Origin of the sequence: Stenotrophomonas sp. CCNWLW162 (assembly GCF_037203745.1) — a bacterium.
Taxonomy (GTDB): Bacteria; Pseudomonadota; Gammaproteobacteria; order Xanthomonadales; family Xanthomonadaceae; genus Stenotrophomonas; species Stenotrophomonas maltophilia_AQ.
Window position 1 is genome coordinate 38,987 of record NZ_JBBCBL010000008.1, and the last position, 17,233, is coordinate 56,219.

The 17,233-nt window shown below is 66.9% G+C and carries 14 protein-coding genes; 8 read left to right on the forward strand and 6 right to left on the reverse strand.

Features of this window, described 5'->3' with window-relative positions; translation table 11 throughout:
- Positions 1-118: 118 nt before the first annotated feature.
- Entirely contained in the window at positions 119-904 is a 786-nt protein-coding gene (locus tag V9K93_RS18140) for an ABC transporter ATP-binding protein (protein WP_046984689.1), read from the forward strand.
- Between the two features lie 170 nt (positions 905-1,074).
- On the opposite strand, the gene V9K93_RS18145 is transcribed toward V9K93_RS18140, so the two are convergent.
- The 3 genes from V9K93_RS18145 to V9K93_RS18155 all read right to left on the reverse strand — a co-directional run bounded on the left by V9K93_RS18145 (position 1,075) and on the right by V9K93_RS18155 (position 5,938).
- Entirely contained in the window at positions 1,075-3,450 is a 2,376-nt protein-coding gene (locus tag V9K93_RS18145; protein WP_337302974.1) for an autotransporter family protein, read from the reverse strand.
- Between the two features lie 395 nt (positions 3,451-3,845).
- A complete protein-coding gene (locus tag V9K93_RS18150) occupies positions 3,846-5,048 on the reverse strand; it encodes a DUF4785 domain-containing protein (protein WP_337302975.1) in 1,203 nt (400 codons plus the stop codon).
- 11 nt (positions 5,049-5,059) lie between these two features.
- Positions 5,060-5,938, reverse strand: coding sequence for a hypothetical protein (locus V9K93_RS18155; RefSeq protein WP_253077926.1), 879 nt, complete (start codon positions 5,936-5,938; stop codon positions 5,060-5,062).
- A gap of 260 nt (positions 5,939-6,198) precedes the next feature.
- On the opposite strand from V9K93_RS18155, the gene V9K93_RS18160 reads away from it, so the two are divergent.
- On the forward strand, positions 6,199-7,038 hold the full coding sequence (locus tag V9K93_RS18160; protein ID WP_100442918.1) for an acid phosphatase: 840 nt from the start codon (positions 6,199-6,201) through the stop codon (positions 7,036-7,038).
- A 108-nt stretch (positions 7,039-7,146) separates the two neighbouring features.
- Here the strand turns inward: V9K93_RS18160 and V9K93_RS18165 are convergent, their stop codons facing one another.
- A complete protein-coding gene (locus tag V9K93_RS18165) occupies positions 7,147-9,417 on the reverse strand; it encodes a TonB-dependent receptor (protein ID WP_046985030.1) in 2,271 nt (756 codons plus the stop codon).
- Between the two features lie 159 nt (positions 9,418-9,576).
- Between V9K93_RS18165 and V9K93_RS18170 the strand changes: the two genes are divergently transcribed.
- Positions 9,577-10,593, forward strand: coding sequence for a TIGR00266 family protein (locus V9K93_RS18170; protein WP_337302976.1), 1,017 nt, complete (start codon positions 9,577-9,579; stop codon positions 10,591-10,593).
- Positions 10,594-10,771: 178 nt separating this feature from the next.
- A complete protein-coding gene (locus tag V9K93_RS18175; protein ID WP_019337382.1) occupies positions 10,772-11,764 on the forward strand; it encodes a patatin-like phospholipase family protein in 993 nt (330 codons plus the stop codon).
- 39 nt (positions 11,765-11,803) lie between these two features.
- Here V9K93_RS18175 and V9K93_RS18180 read toward each other — a convergent pair whose 3' ends face one another.
- Positions 11,804-12,289: an Lrp/AsnC family transcriptional regulator gene (locus tag V9K93_RS18180; RefSeq protein WP_046985032.1), complete on the reverse strand. Its 486-nt coding sequence runs from the start codon at positions 12,287-12,289 to the stop codon at positions 11,804-11,806.
- Positions 12,290-12,414: 125 nt separating this feature from the next.
- Between V9K93_RS18180 and phhA the strand changes: the two genes are divergently transcribed.
- On the forward strand, positions 12,415-13,308 hold the full coding sequence (phhA, locus tag V9K93_RS18185) for a phenylalanine 4-monooxygenase (RefSeq protein ID WP_295381612.1): 894 nt from the start codon (positions 12,415-12,417) through the stop codon (positions 13,306-13,308).
- 98 nt (positions 13,309-13,406) lie between these two features.
- On the opposite strand, the gene V9K93_RS18190 is transcribed toward phhA, so the two are convergent.
- On the reverse strand, positions 13,407-14,462 hold the full coding sequence (locus tag V9K93_RS18190; RefSeq protein ID WP_337302977.1) for a LacI family DNA-binding transcriptional regulator: 1,056 nt from the start codon (positions 14,460-14,462) through the stop codon (positions 13,407-13,409).
- A gap of 239 nt (positions 14,463-14,701) precedes the next feature.
- On the opposite strand from V9K93_RS18190, the gene V9K93_RS18195 reads away from it, so the two are divergent.
- From V9K93_RS18195 to adhP, 3 genes are all read left to right on the forward strand, one after another.
- Positions 14,702-15,292, forward strand: a complete 591-nt coding sequence (locus V9K93_RS18195; RefSeq protein ID WP_046985035.1) for a cysteine dioxygenase family protein — start codon at positions 14,702-14,704, stop codon at positions 15,290-15,292.
- A gap of 116 nt (positions 15,293-15,408) precedes the next feature.
- Complete coding sequence (eda, locus tag V9K93_RS18200) at positions 15,409-16,047, forward strand: bifunctional 4-hydroxy-2-oxoglutarate aldolase/2-dehydro-3-deoxy-phosphogluconate aldolase (protein ID WP_046985036.1); 639 nt, start codon at positions 15,409-15,411, stop codon at positions 16,045-16,047.
- 96 nt (positions 16,048-16,143) lie between these two features.
- Positions 16,144-17,172, forward strand: a complete 1,029-nt coding sequence (gene adhP, locus V9K93_RS18205) for an alcohol dehydrogenase AdhP (RefSeq protein WP_046985037.1) — start codon at positions 16,144-16,146, stop codon at positions 17,170-17,172.
- Positions 17,173-17,233: the final 61 nt, after the last annotated feature.

A 17,233-nucleotide genomic window follows, 5' to 3' on the forward strand; every position in this document is an offset into this window, starting at 1 on the left:
GGCGGTGCTTCGCATCGCCATCCGAGGCACCGTTCACAGTTGGGGACCTGAGTTGTCGAGCCTTGATCCGCGCGCCTGCGCCGTTACCGTTGCCCCGTCCGCCGGGGAACTGCCGCCGTTGATCGAACTGGACCGCGCCACCGTGGTGCGCGGCCAGGTGAAGGTGCTGCACGGACTCAGCCTGCGCATCGCGCAGGGCCAGCACACCGCCCTGCTCGGCCCCAACGGCTGCGGCAAGTCGACCTTCATCAAGCTGATCACCCGCGAGCTGTACCCGCTGGCGCAGGCCGACGGCACGGTGGCGGTGAAGGTGCTGGGGCAGAACCGCTGGCAGGTCGACCGGCTGCGCTCACAGCTGGGCATCGTCACTGGCGACCTCAGCAGCAACCTAGCCGACATGCCCGGGCTGACGGTGGAGCAGGCGGTGCTGTCCGGCTTCTTCGCCAGCTACGTGGTGCCGGCCTTCCGCGAAGTGACCGCCGACATGCAAGAACGAGTTGGCGAGACACTGGCGATGACCGGCGCCCTGTCCCTGCGCGGGCGCGCGTATGCCGAGCTGTCCGCCGGCGAAACCCGCCGCGTGCTGATCGCACGGGCGCTGGTCAACCGGCCACAGGCGCTGCTGCTGGACGAGCCCTCCACCGGCCTGGACCTGGTCGCCCGCGAGCAGCTGGTGGCGACCATGCGAGTGCTGGCCCAGCAGGGCATCACCCTGGTGCTGGTGACCCACCACATCGAAGAGATCATTCCCGAGATCGAGCGGGTGGTGCTGCTGCGCGACGGCCGCGTACTGGCCGACGGCACCCGCGCCGAGCTGCTGCGCAACGAGCCGCTGTCGGCGGTCTTCGGCGGCGCGATCACGGTGGTCGAGCAGGAAGGCCGGCTGACCGCGTACGCGGGGTAATCGACATGCCGTTATAGAGCCGAGCCCACGCTCGGCCGCTTCTGATTACGGCAAACGGCAGCCGAGCATGGTCTCGGCTCTACAAAAAAGCAGAAAGCAGGGTGCACCGGTCGTGCCGAGTCAAAACAAAAGCGGCGCCGGATCTCTTTGGCGCCGTTGCTTCAACTACATCACCACTTGTACGCAACGCTCACGTTCGCCGTCGCTTCGCGGTAGCCGTGATCACCACACATCACGCCCAGCCCGCCCCACGCGCTGAAGTCGGAGCGGAATTCCACGCGCGCACCCGCACTCAGTTCATAGCGGTTGCGCGGAATGCCGGCCTTCAGCACTTCATCATCGAAGGCGATGCCATTGCCGGCACCATCGCGGTACCAGTTGGCTGCCAGATACGGGCTGACCGAGGCGCCCGTCGCCGAGCGCGATTCACCCTGCAGCCGCAGGCCGGCACGGCCGGCCAGGCCACTGTTGCCGGCGGCACGCACCACGGTGCCGTTGCTTTCGGTATGCACATCCGTCTTGGCATCGGTGTAGATCAGCTGCAGTTCCGGCTGCAGGCTCAACGCGGTGTTGCCGATCTGCCCGACACCGAAGCGGTAGCCCGCTTCCACCGAGCTCTGCCAGATATCCGAGTCATAGCGTTCCTCGGCCAGGCCCTCGCCCTGCACGCGGTTGCGGAACTGGCCGCGCTGCACGCTGGCATCCACATACAGCGCATCGGTGGCCCAGTTGCCATACACGCCCAGCGCGCCGCCTTCCACCTTGCCGCGTGCGCTGTAGCCGGTCAGCTGCGAACGCGAGGTGGCACTGGACTGCGCCAACGTGCCCATCACGCCCACGCGGCCACGGCCGTCGTCGAACACGCCCAGATCGGTGCCCAGCTGCAGGCGCGAGCGGTCCACGCGCAGGTCGAGCTGGTCATGCACGGCGCCCAGCTTGCTCTGGGTTGCATCCACGCGGGCCCAGCCACGAATGCCGTCCGGCGCCGCAGCGCCGCCCTGGCGGTCGCGGTACTGATGGCGCAGCATCTGGTCCAGCGCGAACTGGTTGGCCAGGTAGGCACCGGCTTCCGGGCGCAGCACGGGCACCGGGTCGATGGGATCGATCGGCGTGATCGGGGTGCAGTCCGGCAAGGTCGGGTCGATCTTGCACGGGTCCGGCGTGGTGGTCATTTCCGAACGCAGGTACCAGTTGCCGTTGGCGTCCTTCACCAGGAAGTACTCGTACTGCCCACCCACCGCGCGGCCGACCAGATCGAACTGCGCATTGGACGCGCCACCGATGTCGATCAGCTCGATGCCGCGGTCGGTCTTGGCACCGGCGCCGCCGGCGTTGAGCACGCGCACATTGGCCTGGCCGTTGGCATCGCCTGTGATCACCAGCGTGTCGGTCAGCGAGGTGTCGTCGCCCAGCACGGTGTTGAACAGTAGGGTGCCGCCGTTGCCGGTGAATTCATCCACGGTGAGCGTGTTGAAGGTGCTGGCGTCACCCAGGCCGATGGTGCCAGTGGCGCCGAGGGTGAGCTGGCCGACAGTGCTGTCGCCAGTCATCAGCCAGGTGCTGTCGCTGCCGATGTCGGCCGAGGTGACGCCATTGAAGCGCCCGTCAATCTGCGCCTTGTTGCGCAGCACGACGTCCAGGTTTCCGCTGACGCGGTCGGTATCGAAGGTGATGTCACCGCCCAGCCGGGCGTCGTCCACGGTGAAATAGACCTGGGCCTCACTCGTAGCTACGCCATCAGGACGCACCAGCAGCAGATGGCCATCACCGCCGGACAGCTGCGAACCGTTGGCGACGGTGATGTCGTAGCGCACCAGCCTGCGCGGCGCCACCCAGATGGCTGCGCCGTTGTCCGAGGCAACCTGGGCATTGTCCACGCGCAGGGTAATCGGCTGGCCGAGAAGAGCGCTGTAAGTGCCACCCAACAGCAGTACGCCGGAGTTTGCGCCCTCTACGCGGGTGCGGTTCTGCAGGATGGCAGTGCCCTGCTGAAGCCGCACGGCGTGGCCGTTGCTGAGGTTGACTGCACCTGGCGAGGCCTCGGCCCGCACGAAGGAAGAATCGACGATGAGCGTGCTGTTGGCATCGGATGTGCTTGGCGACATTCCAAGGGAGATGCCGACGCTGAACCCCCTATTGGCGCCGACCGAATGCAGGGTGCTTCCAGTAATGCGTGCGATGGAAAGATCATTGACCTCCACGCCCCCGTCATGCAGCGTGCTGTTCGTCATATCCAGCGCTGATGTGCCTCGAAGTACGATGTTTGCCCTCCCTCCACTGGCCAGCGCTTCGACGCGGCCATTGCGCAGCGTCACCAGCGAGTCTTTGCTGGTGATCTCCTCCGTGCGGCCCCCGTCAACCGTCAAAGAGGAGCCATTGATCAGATTCCAGGCCTCTACGGTGCTGCTTTCACGCACTGTGGCCGATTGCCCATCAAGGTTGCGGGCCAGTGCAGGCTGCAGGGGAGCTGCGGCAAGGGCCAGCAACAGACCGTGCGTCAGCGGCAGCAGGCGAAAGCGGCGGCGGGTTTGGAACTCGCGATGCATGGGACGCTCTTGATGGAAGATGGTTCGGTCAGGTTTCCGGATGAGCTTGCTATCGCACGCTGCTGAATGCGCTCAGTGGGGTGAAGAGCGGGTGATGCACAGGGCAAGTCGTCTTGGCATATCCTGATCGGACGCCAGTGTCCCGGCTGCCCTTGGCTGATCCCATGCAATTAGTTGCAAAGTGTCGTTTTCGACACAGTTCGTGGTGGCGCGGTTCAGGGCTGTGAAACGTGTGCAGCGCAGCATGTTGTAGAGCCGAGCCCATGCTCGGCTCACCGCGAGAAGCGCGGCGCTCTGCGTGATCTGACCGGCGCGCAGCCGAGCATGGGCTCGGCTCTTATCTCTTGCGACTCTGGCACATTAGGTGCCGAGAGCCCGGCCCGCCGCCGCCTCCCTCAGAACCGCAACGCCAGCGCGCGCGACTCGATCGGTGCCATCCGGCTCTGGTCCTGCAGCTGCAGGTCGCGCAGCTCGTACGGTGCGCCGAAGCCAGCCGGCAACGCAGCCTGGTCGAACGGCAGCACCAGCTGGCCTGCGCCCGGGCCATCGAACCACGCCGCCGCGTGCGCCTGTGCAACCGGCTTCAATTGGCCATCGCGGGCAGTGGCGTACAGCGTGCCGCGCGCTTCGTAGCGACCGGCTGCAGCCACCTGCAGGGGCAGTGCCACCCGGCGGGTGTCCGGGTCCGGTGCGGCCTGTCCACTGAAGCGGGCAGTCGGCCGTGCCACCGCGAAGGCGACCTTGCCATCGCGCAGCACACCGTCGGCCTGCGCGAACACCTGCAGTTCCCACAGCCCCTGAACGGTTCCGACATCGGCCGGGATCCTTACCTGCGCGCGCAGCGCACCATCGGTGGTGCGCAGCAGCCGTTGCGGCCAGCTGCGGCCATCCGGTGCGACCAGCAACGCTTCACCGCCCAGGCTGCCGCGACGCGACGCCAACGCTGCGGCGGAGGTACCGTCTTCCAGCAGGCGTGCCTGCAGCTGCACACTGCCGCCGGCCAGCACCTGCGCCTGGTTGGCCTGCACCTCCAGCCGCAGCGGGCTGTTCGGTTCCAGTACCTGCACCACATAGCGACCCTGCGCCTGCGCGCTCTGCAGCGTATACGCACCGACTGCACTGGTCGCGCCGGTACGCAGCATGCTGCTGCCATCGCTCACCGGCATGCCGGCATCCTGCAGCGCGCGCGCATCGACACTGCGCGCCACGCTGCTGCGTCCGGCCGGGTCGCGCACCTGCAGGGAGTTGGCCGGCAGTGCGCGGGCACCGTCGGCCGGGCTCAGCTGGATCACCGCATCCGGCGCCGTCAGCGGCAGGTCCAGGCCGCGTTGCAACTGCGTGCCATCGACCTGCTGCCAGTAGCTGCGACTGACCGAGGCATACGGCGTGGTCGGCTGCAGCGGTTGCGTCGGGTCCAAGGCCCAGGCAAAGGCCAGCGGCGCGTGTTCGCTTTCATCGGTGGGCAGCGGCGCGGCCACCAGGGCGGCGGGCACCTGATCGCCTGCGCGGACGGCCTGCAGCGGCTGTGCGGCCTGCGCTGTGGACAGGGACAGCACTGCCAGCACGGCGCTGGCCAGCAAGGTGGAATGGATCGTCATGGTCGTTTTCCTCACTGGGTCAGGTCGTTGCGCAGAAGGGTGCCGAGGCCGAAGCACTCGCGGCGGCTCTGGTTATGGCTGAGCGGTTCTGCACCCTGGGTACGCGCCTTGTCGGTGAACCAGGTGGTGCCGGCAGCCTTCTGGCTGCTGCACTCCAGGAAGCCATCGGAGCAGGACGACAACCAGTTCTGGGTGAATTCCAGGCCGACGTTGGCGGCATAGCCACCGCAGTAACTGTTGCTGTCCCACACGGCCGACTCCACGTCGCTGCCGACCACCGCACGGAACGGCTTGGGCAGCGCAGGGCGACCGGCGGTGCCGTAGAGGTTCTGCGCGTTGTAGGTGGCCATGCTTGCCACCTGTTGCTGGCGCACCGCGTCGTTCTTGTAACCCAGCAACCAGCCCAGCGAGGTTTCGAAGGTATTGCCGTTGAGCACCGCATCGGCCAGCGGTGTGCCGGCAGAAGACGGCGCCAGCGCGTTGACCTTGCGCACCGTGCGGATGATCTTCGGATAGCGGCTGTCGTAGGTCGGATTGGACAGGATCCAGCGCATCACGTTGCCGCCATTGGAGTGGGTGATCACCACCAGCTGGGTGATGCCGCGGCTGTCGATGAAGCCGGTCAGCTGGTTGGCCAGGCAGCCGGCGGCTTCCGGCTTCCACATGTACTGGGTGAAGTCGCAGTTGATGACCACATAGTTGCTGCTGTTCGGCAGGCCCTGGCGGACGGTGTCGATGATCGCCGGCTGCCAGTAGTCCTGGGTGGCATTGGTCTGCGCGCCGGTGCCATGCACGAAGGCCACGCCGACCACGTCGGCGGCTTGCGCTTGGGCGGTTGCCAGCCCGAGGAGCAGGGCCAGGACGGTACTTCCTGTTGCGGTGCTGCGCATCGCTTCTCTCCCTCTGTCAGCGGATCCCCCCGACCCGGCTGGAACTGGACGGCGTCTCGATCACCGTTGTGCCGATGCTCACGGCGCGGCCGCGTGAAAGTCCGTGCGCTGCGCCCGGATTCAGGAGACTGACGACACTCGATGACGTTTTTCATACTGCTGCGATGACCATGCCGGGTCTGGCCGTATGACCGATGGCCACTGCGGTGTCGCATACGGGCTGCGATCATGACGCGATGTTTTTCCTCCGGAGCCCGTCCATGTCGCTGATTTCCCACCCCGCCCGCCCCCTGCTCGGCCTCGCCGTTGCCGTGGCCCTGGCTGGTTGTGCCGCCACCGCCGCCAAGCCGACCGCCGTCGAAGCCAACATCACCACCAAGGCGGTGGGCTATCTGGACAAGAGTGCGGTTCCGGCCAGCCTCGACCTGGTGCCGGCACCGCCGGTGGCCGGTTCGGCCGCCCTCGCGCTGGACGAACAGGTCAGCCGTGAAGCCCGCGCGCTGCGTGGCAGCCCGCGCTTCGCCCAGGCCGGCGTCGATGCCGAACTCGGCTTCCCCGAAGGCGCCAACCACTTCTCCTGCGCCGCCGACATCGACGTCGATGCAGTGAAGACCCCGGCGCTGTACCGCCTGCTCGAGCGCAGCCGGATCGACGCCAGCGCCGCCACCAAGGCGGCCAAGAACCACTACCAGCGCCCGCGCCCGTTCATGGTCAACGGTGAGCCGACCTGCTCGCCGAAGGACGAGGAAGGCCTGCGCAAGAACGGCTCCTACCCGTCCGGCCACACCTCGATCGGCTGGGCCTGGGCACTGATCCTGTCGGAGATCGCACCGGACCGCGCCGATGCCATCCAGGCGCGTGGCCGCAACTACGGCGAGAGCCGCCTGGTGTGCAACGTGCACTGGCAGAGCGACATCCTCGAAGGCCGTTTCATGGGCGCCGCCGCCGTGGCCCGCCTGCACGACAACGCCGCGTTCAACAAGGATCTGCTGGCCGCACGCAAGGAGATCGCTGCCGCGCGCAAGGCCGGCCTGCACTCCAGCCGCGACTGCGCTACCGAGAATGCGGTGCTGAAGGTGCGCCCGCAGAGCGCGCTGTAAGCGGCGATCCGGGGTCGGATCCCTTTCCGCAGGAAAGGGCTCTGACCCCATACAGCAGAAGGGCCGGCATTGCGCCGGCCCTTCTTCATTGCATCACGATCGACCGCATCAGAACTTCGCGGTGAACTCCACGCCCCAGGTACGCGGCTCGTTGAGGAAGCCGGTCAGGTTGTTGAAGTCGATCGCGCCGACCACACGGGTCTGGTTGGTCAGGTTGCGGCCGAACACCGCCACATCGTACTGGCCGTAATCCCAGTTGTAACCCAGGCGCAGGCCGCCTTCCAGCGAACTACGGCCGCGGAATTCCGGCGACTCGTAGATGAAGAAGTTCACCGCGCTGCGGTAGGCCCAATCGGTGTAGGCATACAGCTCGCTGCCATCGCTGAGCGGGAAGCCGACGCGCAGGGTCGCGTTGTGGATCCACTTCGGCGCCTGCGGCAGCGGGTTGCCGTTCACCAGTGCGTAGGTGCCACCGTTGATGACGGTGGTCGGGTCGTTGATGGTGCAGCCACCGCCGCAGATCGCCACCGCCAGATCCTTGTCCTTGATCTCGGTGTCGTTGTAGCTGCTGCCGAAGGTCAACAGGACGTTGTCAGCCAGGTAGGCTTCCAGGTCCAGCTCCACGCCCTGGCCGATGGTCTTGTCGGCGTTGAGCAGGGTGGCGGTGTTGTTGGTGCCGCCCACCGCGATCAGCTGCTGGCCATCGACGTTGTAGCGGAACACGCTCAAGCCCAGGCGCGCACGACGCTCGAACAGGTCGGCCTTGATGCCGGCTTCGTACGAGATCACCTTCTCCGAATCGGCCTGAGACAGGCCCGGCGCGAAGGCCAGGCGGCCCTGGATCGACGGCGCACGGAAGCCCTTGGCCACGCGGGCGTAGGCATTCACGTTGTCGGTCAGCTTGTACACGCCGCTGACATCCCAGCTGACGTCGTTGACGTCGGTGTTGGCCAGATACGGGCCACTGACCGGGGTACCGAACGGCACGGCCTGCAGCACGCTGGCGCTGAAGTCCTTCTTGTCCTGCGTATAGCGCACGCCGGCACGCAGCTTGAAGCGGTCGGTGACATCGAAGTCACCCGAGGCGAACACCGCCCACGCCTTGTTGCGCTGGTTCTGCACCACGTGGCCGGTCTGCGGGTTGCCCGGGGTCAGCGAGTCGTAGTTGAAGTTGTTGATGGTCACGTCTTCATCGAAGTAGAAAACGCCGGCCTGCCAGTCGAAGCGACCCCATTCGTTGGATTCAACGCGGAATTCCTGGGTCCACTGGCGGTGGTGCGGCAGGCCGTCGGCCGACTCGGACGAGAACGGGATGAGGCCTGGGCCGGAGTTGCCCGCACCGAGGAACGCCGCGCCGTAGCCACCGTCGATGTCGCCGCGGTTGAGCGATTCGGCGGTCTCGTAGCCGGTGATCGAATGCAGGGTCACCGAGCCGAGGTTCCACTGCAGGCGCGCGCTGCCGCCCCAGGTTTTCAGGTCGGAGAAGTTGACGCCGTCGTTGGCGACCTTGTCGCGGTCGAAGTTCTCGACCAGTGAATTGCCGCCCTTTTCGATGATGTTGGCGCGGAACAGGCGAGCGGTGCCGTTGAGCTTGCGCTTGTGCAGGTTGAACAGTGCTTCGAAGTCGTCGCCTTCGTACAGGAACTGCACGCGGCCGGCAGCTTCGTCATAGCCTTCGAAACCGCTGTTGGGTGCGCCGGCACGGGTGTTGTCGACCCAGTCGTCACGGCGCTGGTAGATGGCCGACACGCGCGCCGACCAGCGATCGGTCAGCGGGCCGCCGTAGGCACCCTGCACGTTCCAGCTGTTGTAGCTGCCATAGCCCACGCGCACGTAGCCGTCGGCATCCTGCGACGGGCGCGCCGAATCGAACTTGACCACGCCGGCCGGGGTGTTGCGGCCGAACAGCGTGCCCTGCGGGCCGCGCAGCACTTCCACGTTGGCCAGGTCGAACAGCGGGAAGCCCTTCAGCAGCGGGCTTTCCTGCACCACGTCGTCGTACACCAGCGACACCGGCTGCGAAGCGTTGAGGTCGAAGTCGGTGTTGCCGAGGCCGCGGATGTAGAAGCGCGGGAAGGCACGGCCGTAGGAGGACTCGATGTTGAGGCTGGGCACGCGTGCGGCCAGGAAGCGGATGTCATCACCCGCCGAACCCAGCACATCGAGCTTCTCGCCCTGGATCGCGCTGATCGCAACCGGCACGTCCTTGGCGTTCTCGACACGGCGCTGCGCGGTCACCTGCAGGGCATCGAGGGCAACCGGATCCTTGGCGGCGGGGGTTTCCTGGGCGGCTGCTACCAGCGGCAGCAGGGCGGAAAGAGCAGCAACGAGGGGGCGCGCGACCGGAAGGCGGCCACGGGAAGTGCGGGTCGGAGACATGGCGGTAGGCTGTGTTTGGAGGGGTGGTAAAACGGCGCTACCAGATAATTGTTGCAATACAGCACCTGCCCCGCAAATGCCGGCCGTTCATGGCCGCGTCGCCCGGCGGCCGGGTCGCTCGCTAGACTCGGGGTTTTCCAACCCTGCGGAGCCACCGCGATGACCCAGTGGTACTTCCATGCCTCCGCCCAGGCCGAGCGTATCGGCCCGCTTGATGACGAGGCCGCGCGCCGATATGCGCAGACCAACCCGCGCGCCCTGGCCTGGTGCCAGGGCATGAGCGGATGGACCCCTATTGCCGATGTGGCCGAGCTGCAGTCCGCGGCCCCGGGCATGCCCAACACCCCACCGCCAGTCCCCGCCGCCGCCAGCGGCCGTGCCGACGACATCGAATTCCGCATCGTCGGCCATGAAATGCAGTTCGTCGAAATCGAGCTTGATCCCGGCGAGAGCGCCATTGCCGAAGCCGGCGCACTGATGTTCAAGGACGCAACGGTGCAGATGGACACGGTGTTCGGTGCCGCCACCGGCGACCAGGGCGGCGGTTTGATGGGCAAGGTGATGGCCGCCGGCAAGCGCGTGCTGACCGGCGAGAGCCTGTTCGCCACCGTCTACACCCAGAGCGGCCACGGCAAGGGCAAGGTCGCCTTCGCCGCGCCCTACCCCGGCACCGTGCTGGCAATGAAGCTGGACCAGCATGGCGGCCGCCTGATCTGCCAGAAGGACAGCTTCCTGGCCGGCGCGCGCGGTGTGCAGATCGGCGTGCAGTTCCAGCGCAAGATCATGACGGGCCTGTTCGGCGGCGAAGGTTTCATCATGCAGAAGCTGGAGGGCGACGGCTGGGTGTTCATCCACGCCGGTGGCTGCGTGGTGGAGCGCGAGCTGGCGGCCGGCGAGCGGCTGGATGTGGATACCGGCTGCGTGGTGGCCTACCACGCGACCGTGGACATGGATGTGCGCCGGGTCGCCGGCATCAAGAGCATGCTGTTCGGTGGCGAAGGCGTGTTCCTGGCCACGCTGACCGGTCCCGGCAAGGTCTGGCTGCAGTCGCTGCCGTTCTCGCGCCTGGCCGGCCGCATGTGGATGGCCGCACCGCAGGGCGGTGGCCAGAACCGCGGCGAGGGTTCGGTGCTGGGCGGCCTGGGCCGGATGCTGGACGGCGACAACCGGTTCTGACCACAGGATCTCGGTGGGTGCCGACCTTGGTCGGCACTGGAATCTGCGCGTGCCGACCAAGGTCGGCACCTACCGGCCCCCTTTCCTGAATGGGCGAGACTCCCCACCCTGCCCGGCCCACCACGGCTTCGGTATGCTGGCGCCCTTTCCTGAATCCGGCGCCGCGAGCGCACTGCCGATGAGCCTGTTCCGCCCCCGCATGCTGCTGTCCGTCGCCCTGATCGGCCTGCTGGCCGGCTGCGGTGGCGACCCGGTCCGCCCCACGCCGCCGCCGGCGCCGACCGTGGTGCCGCAGGCCAAGCCGGTGAAGATCGGTATCGCCCTCGGCGGTGGCGCAGCCAAGGGCTTCGCCCACATCGGCGTGATCAAGATGCTCGAGGCCAACGGCTTCGAGCCGGCCGTGGTGTCCGGCACCAGCGCCGGCAGCGTCGTTGGCGCGCTGTATGCCAGCGGCATGGACGCGTTCCAGATGCAGAGCAAGGCGGTCGCGCTGGACGAAGCCAGCATCCGCGACGTGCGCCTGTTCTCCGGCGGCCTGGTGCAGGGCCAGAAGCTGCAGGACTACGTCAACGAGCAGGTCGCCAACCGTCCTGCCGAGCGCCTGAAGAAACCGTTCGCCGCGGTCGCCACCCAGCTGGAAACCGGCGAACGCGCGATCTTCGTGCGCGGCAATGTCGGCCAGGCCGTGCGCGCGTCGAGCAGCATTCCCGGCGTGTTCGAGCCAGTGAAGATCGGCGGTCGCAACTACATCGACGGCGGCGTGGTCAGCCCGGTGCCGGTGGATGCCGCGCGCCAGCTCGGCGCCGACTTCGTGATCGCCGTGGACATCTCCAGCAAGGCAAGCGGCAAAGCGCCGACCGATATGCTGGGCATCGTCAACCAGTCCATCTCGATCATGGGCCAACGCCTGGGCGAGCAGGAACTGGCGCGCGCCGACATCGTCATCCGCCCGAAGGTGCTGGACATCGGCGCTGCCGATTTCAGCCAGCGCGGCACCGCCATCCTGGAAGGCGAAAAGGCCGCAATGGCGGCGATGCCGCAGATCCGCGCCAAGATCCAGCAGCTGCAGCGCGCACGCGCCGCCGCGGCGGCACCGGCGCCGGTGGCCGCGCCGAAGTGCGAGGAAGCCTCGCGCCTGGGCAAGCTGATGGGCCGCAAGGACAAATGCTGACGGCGTGATGCCTGGCCACCGGGTTCGCCCGGTGGTCGCTCAGGGCTCCAGCTGCGAGAGCGGCAGTGCCTGGAAGCCCTTCACCGTGCGCAGCACGAAGCTGGAGTTGGCATCGGCCACGCCACCGGCATTGAGCAGGCGGTCCAGCAGGAAGCGCGAGAAGTGCTCCAGGTCGCGCACGTAGACGTGCAGCAGGTAGTCCATGTCGCCGGTCAGCGCATGGCAGGCCACCACTTCATCCCAGGCCTGCACGCTGTCGACGAAGTGCCCGATCGCGGCCTGGTCGTGCTTTTCCAGCTGCACGCGCACGAAGGCCTGCAGGCCCAGGCGCAGCTGCCGTGGTTCCAGCCGCGCGCCATAGCCGACGATGACGCCCTCGCTTTCCAGCCGCTGCAGGCGCCGCAGGCAGGCCGAGGGCGAGAGATTCACCCGCGTTGCCAGCTCGGCGTTGGTGGCGCGCCCATCCCGCTGGATTTCAGCCAGCAGACGTATATCCGTGCGATCGAACTGGACTTCTCCGGCCATTGTTGCCCCGCAACATGGTGAGTACGCAAGGATATTGCGCCAACAAGGCCAATCGACGCAACTTTTGCAACCCTGTTGCGCGCGCCCTGCCCTAGCATCGTGGGTATCTCATCCCGGAGTGCCCCATGGACCTCGCCCAGCCCCGCCGCGTCGAACACCAGCAGACCGACAAGGGCTACGTGCCGGTGTATACCACCGCGCTCGTCGAGCAGCCGTGGGACACCTACAGCGCCGACGACCACGCCACCTGGAGCACGCTGTACCAGCGCCAGCGCGAGCTGCTGGTCGGCCGCGCCTGCCAGGAATTCCTGGATGCGCAGGACGAGATGGGCATGAGCGCGCACATGATTCCGCGTTTCGACCAGCTCAACGAAGTGCTCGGCGCCGCCACCGGCTGGACCCTGGTCGGTGTCGAAGGCCTGCTGCCGGAGCTGGATTTCTTCGACCACCTGGCCAACCGTCGTTTTCCGGTGACCTGGTGGATCCGTCGCCCGGAACAGATCGACTACATCGCCGAGCCGGACCTGTTCCACGATCTGTTCGGCCATGTGCCGCTGCTGATGAATCCGGTATTCGCCGACTACATGGAGGCGTATGGCCGTGGCGGCGTCAAAGCCCACGCGATCGGTCCGGACGCGCTGCAGAACCTGACCCGCCTGTACTGGTACACGGTGGAGTTCGGCCTGATCGATACGTCCGAAGGCCTGCGCATCTACGGCGCCGGCATCGTGTCGTCGAAGGGCGAATCGCTGTACTCGCTGGAATCGGCCGCGCCCAACCGCATCGGTTTCGACCTGCAGCGGATCATGCGCACGAAGTACCGCATCGACACCTTCCAGAAGACCTACTTCGTCATCGACAGCTTCGAACAGCTGATGCAGGCAACGTCACCGGACTTCACCCCGATCTACGCCGCGCTGGCCGATCAGTCGCATCTGCCGGCGGGTGACGTGCAGGACGATGACCGCGTGTTCCAGAAGGGCAGCGGCGAAGGCTGGGCCGACGGCGGCGACGTGTAAGCACGCGCAACCTGCCAATGAAAACGGCGCACTCCGGTGCGCCGTTTTCATTGATGCTTGCCTGCACTGCTGCTGCGGTGCAGGCGAGGGCAGGGCAGTCAGCCGTCCACCGCCCGGCAGGAACCGCGCACCATCAGCTGTGGATGCACACTGGCCGCAGCCGGCGCATCCGGCACGTCGGTCTGCACCAGCATCGCAGCGGCCATGCGGCCGATGTCGGAGACGTGGCGGCGCACCGAGGTCAGCGGGGGCCACAACCGCGACGCCAGCGGGCTGTCGTCGTAGCTGACGATCGACAACTGCTGCGGCACCGCGATGCCCGCACGCAACGCCACCTGGTACACGCCAGCCGCCATTTCATCGTTGCCGGCGAAGATCGCACTGGGCCGTCCTTCGCCCATCAGCAGGCGCTCGGCGGCATGCACGCCCGACTCGAACGTATCGCCTGCTTCCAGCACACGCTCACCCGGCAGGGTCAGCCCCACCTGGGCCAGCCGATCAAGGAAACCATGGGTACGCTCGCGTGCGGTACGGCGGTCGCCCGGACCGGCAATCACCGCGATGTCGCGGTGGCCGAGCGAGAGCAGGTAGCCCGCCGCAGCGGCTGCACCGTCGCGATCGTGGGTGACCACCACCTGTGCTTCGTCGTCAGAGGCATGCGCGTTGATGCGGATGTAGCGGCATTCGATCTCGTCGAGCATTCCAGTCAGCGCCACCGACTCGGAGGCGCGAGGGCCAAGGATCACGCCATGCAGTTTCTGCTGCTGCACGAAGCGCCGCACACCCTGCGCGCAGTCCGCGGACTGGCTGTCGCAGGGATGCACCACCAGCTCATAGCCGGTGCCGCGCAGCGCTTCCAGTGCGCCCTGCTGCAGGTCGACGATGCATTGGGCGCCCGGGTCGTCATACACCAGGCCGATCAGGAAGGAGCGGCGGAACGCGAGCCCGCGCGCCAGGGGGTCGGGCACGTAACCGACCTCGCGCATCAACGCCTCGACCTTGTCGCGGGTGTCTTTGCGCACCAGCGGCGAGTTGTTGATGATTCTTGAAACCGTTTTCTTGGAAACTCCCGACAGTCGTGCGATGTCGTTGATCGTGGCAGCCTTGCCCTTCGATGCCGGCAACGCGGCATCGCTAATAATTCGCACTGACATGTATAGAACCAGGTAAGTCGGAGAATTCTAGCCTTGCGCCGTTGGGGCGCGAAGTTGCGGAATGTCGCAGCGAAGATGGATCGCGTCGTGTTCGACCGCTTCTGCTCCGCGAGGTTCCATTGTGATCGCTCTACTTGATGTGCATCTGAACCGTTCTTCCGCGCGTGTTCACCATGAATGCGGGCGCGACGCGCGCGAACGCCAACATTCCCTTAACCAGGCTCCGCTACAGTCGGGGCATGGACCTGCAGACTTCTCCGTTTCCGGCGTTCCGTGGCCGCGATCGGTTGATCGCCGCCGTCGACGCGGCGATGACCTCCGGTGATGCCGGGCGTATCACCGCCGATCTGCAGTTGGCACTGCAGGACGCCATCGCAGACAGCCGCATCGAACTTCCCGAGTGCGTGCATCGTCCGGTCGGTGATCATTACGCGCGACGCCCGCTCTACCACAGCCGCGAACACGGCTACAGCGTGATTGCCATGAGCTGGGGCCCAGGGCAGGGCACGCCGCTGCACGACCACGATGCCATGTGGTGTGTGGAGGGAGTGTGGTTGGGCGAACTGGAGATCACCCGCTATGAACTGCTGGAGCGCAACGGCGAGCGCTGCCGCTTCCGTCGCCATGCCGCGCTGCGCGGGGGCTGCGGCAGTGCTGGCAGCCTGATTCCACCGCATGAGTACCACACCCTGCGCAATGCCAGCGACGCGGCCCTGGCAATCTCGGTGCATGTGTATGAGGCACCGATGGAGCGGGCCGCGGTGTTCGATCCGCTCGGTGGTGACTGGTACCAGCGTCGCATCCAGGCACTGCAGGCCGACCCGGCCTGAGCGGGGGGCAGGGCGGGGCACCACCAGCACCCTCGTGAGCCACGTGGCATCATGCGCCGCTGCGCTGCCGGACCCGGCGGCGATCCGCGATGCCCCGTCGGGCAAGGAGCAAGACCATGTCCAGCGCTGATCCGCGCCTGCGCGCGCTGTTGAAGCTGGCACCGGTGATTCCGGTGTACACCCCCGAAGATGTGAATGAAGCGGTCGAAGTGGCCCAGGCACTGTTCCGCGGTGGCCTGCCGGTGATCGAAGTGACGCTGCGCACGCCGCAGGCACTGGATGCAATCAAGGCCATGGTCGAGGCCGTGCCCGATGCCGTGATCGGCGCCGGCACCGTGCTCAACGCCGCACAGATGCAGGCGGCAAAGCAGGCCGGTGCGCGTTTTGCCGTTTCCCCCGGTGCCACGCCGGCGCTGTATGCCGCCGCGCGCGATGCCGACCTGCCGTACCTGCCCGGTGCCGCCACCGCCTCGGACCTGATCCTGGGCCTGGAGCACGGCCAGGACACCTTCAAGTTCTTCCCGGCAGTGCAGGCCGGTGGCGCCGCACTGCTGGCCGCCTGGCATGGCCCGTTCGCCGATGTGCGCTTCTGCCCGACCGGCGGCATCAGCGCGCAGACCGCGCCGCAGTTCCTGCACCTGCCCAACGTGCTGTGCGTGGGCGGTTCGTGGCTTACCACCCCGGCGCTGCTGCAGACCCGCGACTGGGATGCGATCGAGCGTCTGGCCCGCGAGGCTTCGGTACTGGCAGGCTGAACCTGCTGCAGGAATCTTCAAAGGTTTGATCGTGATCAAAGCGCCGGCCTCGTGCCGGCGTCATTCTGTGGGCAAGCGCACTACGGAGATCCGAACATGAATTCGACCATGAAGGCCGCTGTCGTGCGCGAGTTCGGCAAGCCACTGGTGATCGAGGAAGTCTCGGTACCACGCCCGGGGGCGGGCGAGGTACTGGTCAAGATCGAGGCCTGTGGCGTCTGCCACACCGACCTGCACGCCGCCGAGGGCGACTGGCCGGTGAAACCGAACCCGCCGTTCATCCCCGGTCACGAGGGCGTGGGGCACATCGTGGCCGTGGGAGGCGGGGTAGGGCACGTCAAGGAAGGCGACAGGGTCGGCATCCCCTGGTTGTACTCGGCGTGTGGCCATTGCGAGCACTGCCTGGGTGGCTGGGAGACGCTGTGCGAAACGCAGCGCAATACCGGCTACTCGGTCAACGGCGGCTTCGCCGAGTACGCACTGGCCGATGCCAACTATGTCGGCCTGCTTCCGAAGGAAGTGGGCTTCGTCGAGATCGCGCCGGTGCTGTGCGCCGGCGTGACCGTCTACAAGGGCCTGAAGGTTACCGATACCAAGCCAGGGGACTGGGTGGTGATTTCCGGCATTGGTGGCCTCGGCCACATGGCGGTGCAGTACGCCCGCGCGATGGGCCTGAACGTGGCTGCGGTGGATGTGGACGACAGCAAGCTGGCATTGGCCCGGCAGCTCGGCGCGCAGATCACTGTCAACGCGCGCACCACCGATCCCGCCGCCTTCCTGAAGAAGGAAATCGGCGGCGCGCACGGTGCGCTGGTCACCGCGGTTTCGCCGAAGGCGTTCGAGCAGGCACTGGGCATGGTCCGCCGTGGCGGCACCGTCTCGCTCAATGGCCTGCCACCCGGCAATTTCCCGCTGGACATTTTCGGCATGGTGCTCAACGGCATTACCGTGCGTGGCTCGATCGTCGGCACCCGGCTGGACCTGCAGGAATCGCTGCAGTTCGCCGCCGAGGGCAAGGTCGCGGCCACGGTCAGCACCGACCGCCTGGAAAACATCAACGAGGTGTTCGCGCGCATGCACGCGGGCACCATCGAAGGCCGCGTGGTGCTCGACTTCGCCGCCTGACCGCCTGTGCATGGCCGTCGTCGCTCCGTTCCCCTCTCCCACGGACGCGGCGGCCATGCCT

Excerpts from the sequence above, each read along its gene's own strand:
- V9K93_RS18145 (WP_337302974.1), bottom strand. The coding sequence starts at position 3,450 with ATGCATCGCGAGTTCCAAACCCGCCGCCGCTTTCGCCTGCTGCCGCTG.
- adhP (WP_046985037.1), top strand. The coding sequence starts at position 16,144 with ATGAATTCGACCATGAAGGCCGCTGTCGTGCGCGAGTTCGGCAAGCCA.
- phhA (WP_295381612.1), top strand. The coding sequence starts at position 12,415 with ATGGACCTCGCCCAGCCCCGCCGCGTCGAACACCAGCAGACCGACAAG.
- V9K93_RS18175 (WP_019337382.1), top strand. The coding sequence starts at position 10,772 with ATGAGCCTGTTCCGCCCCCGCATGCTGCTGTCCGTCGCCCTGATCGGC.
- V9K93_RS18170 (WP_337302976.1), top strand. The coding sequence starts at position 9,577 with ATGACCCAGTGGTACTTCCATGCCTCCGCCCAGGCCGAGCGTATCGGC.
- V9K93_RS18165 (WP_046985030.1), bottom strand. The coding sequence starts at position 9,417 with ATGTCTCCGACCCGCACTTCCCGTGGCCGCCTTCCGGTCGCGCGCCCC.
- eda (WP_046985036.1), top strand. The coding sequence starts at position 15,409 with ATGTCCAGCGCTGATCCGCGCCTGCGCGCGCTGTTGAAGCTGGCACCG.
- V9K93_RS18160 (WP_100442918.1), top strand. The coding sequence starts at position 6,199 with ATGTCGCTGATTTCCCACCCCGCCCGCCCCCTGCTCGGCCTCGCCGTT.
- V9K93_RS18180 (WP_046985032.1), bottom strand. The coding sequence starts at position 12,289 with ATGGCCGGAGAAGTCCAGTTCGATCGCACGGATATACGTCTGCTGGCT.
- V9K93_RS18150 (WP_337302975.1), bottom strand. The coding sequence starts at position 5,048 with ATGACGATCCATTCCACCTTGCTGGCCAGCGCCGTGCTGGCAGTGCTG.
- V9K93_RS18190 (WP_337302977.1), bottom strand. The coding sequence starts at position 14,462 with ATGTCAGTGCGAATTATTAGCGATGCCGCGTTGCCGGCATCGAAGGGC.
- V9K93_RS18195 (WP_046985035.1), top strand. The coding sequence starts at position 14,702 with ATGGACCTGCAGACTTCTCCGTTTCCGGCGTTCCGTGGCCGCGATCGG.
- V9K93_RS18155 (WP_253077926.1), bottom strand. The coding sequence starts at position 5,938 with ATGCGCAGCACCGCAACAGGAAGTACCGTCCTGGCCCTGCTCCTCGGG.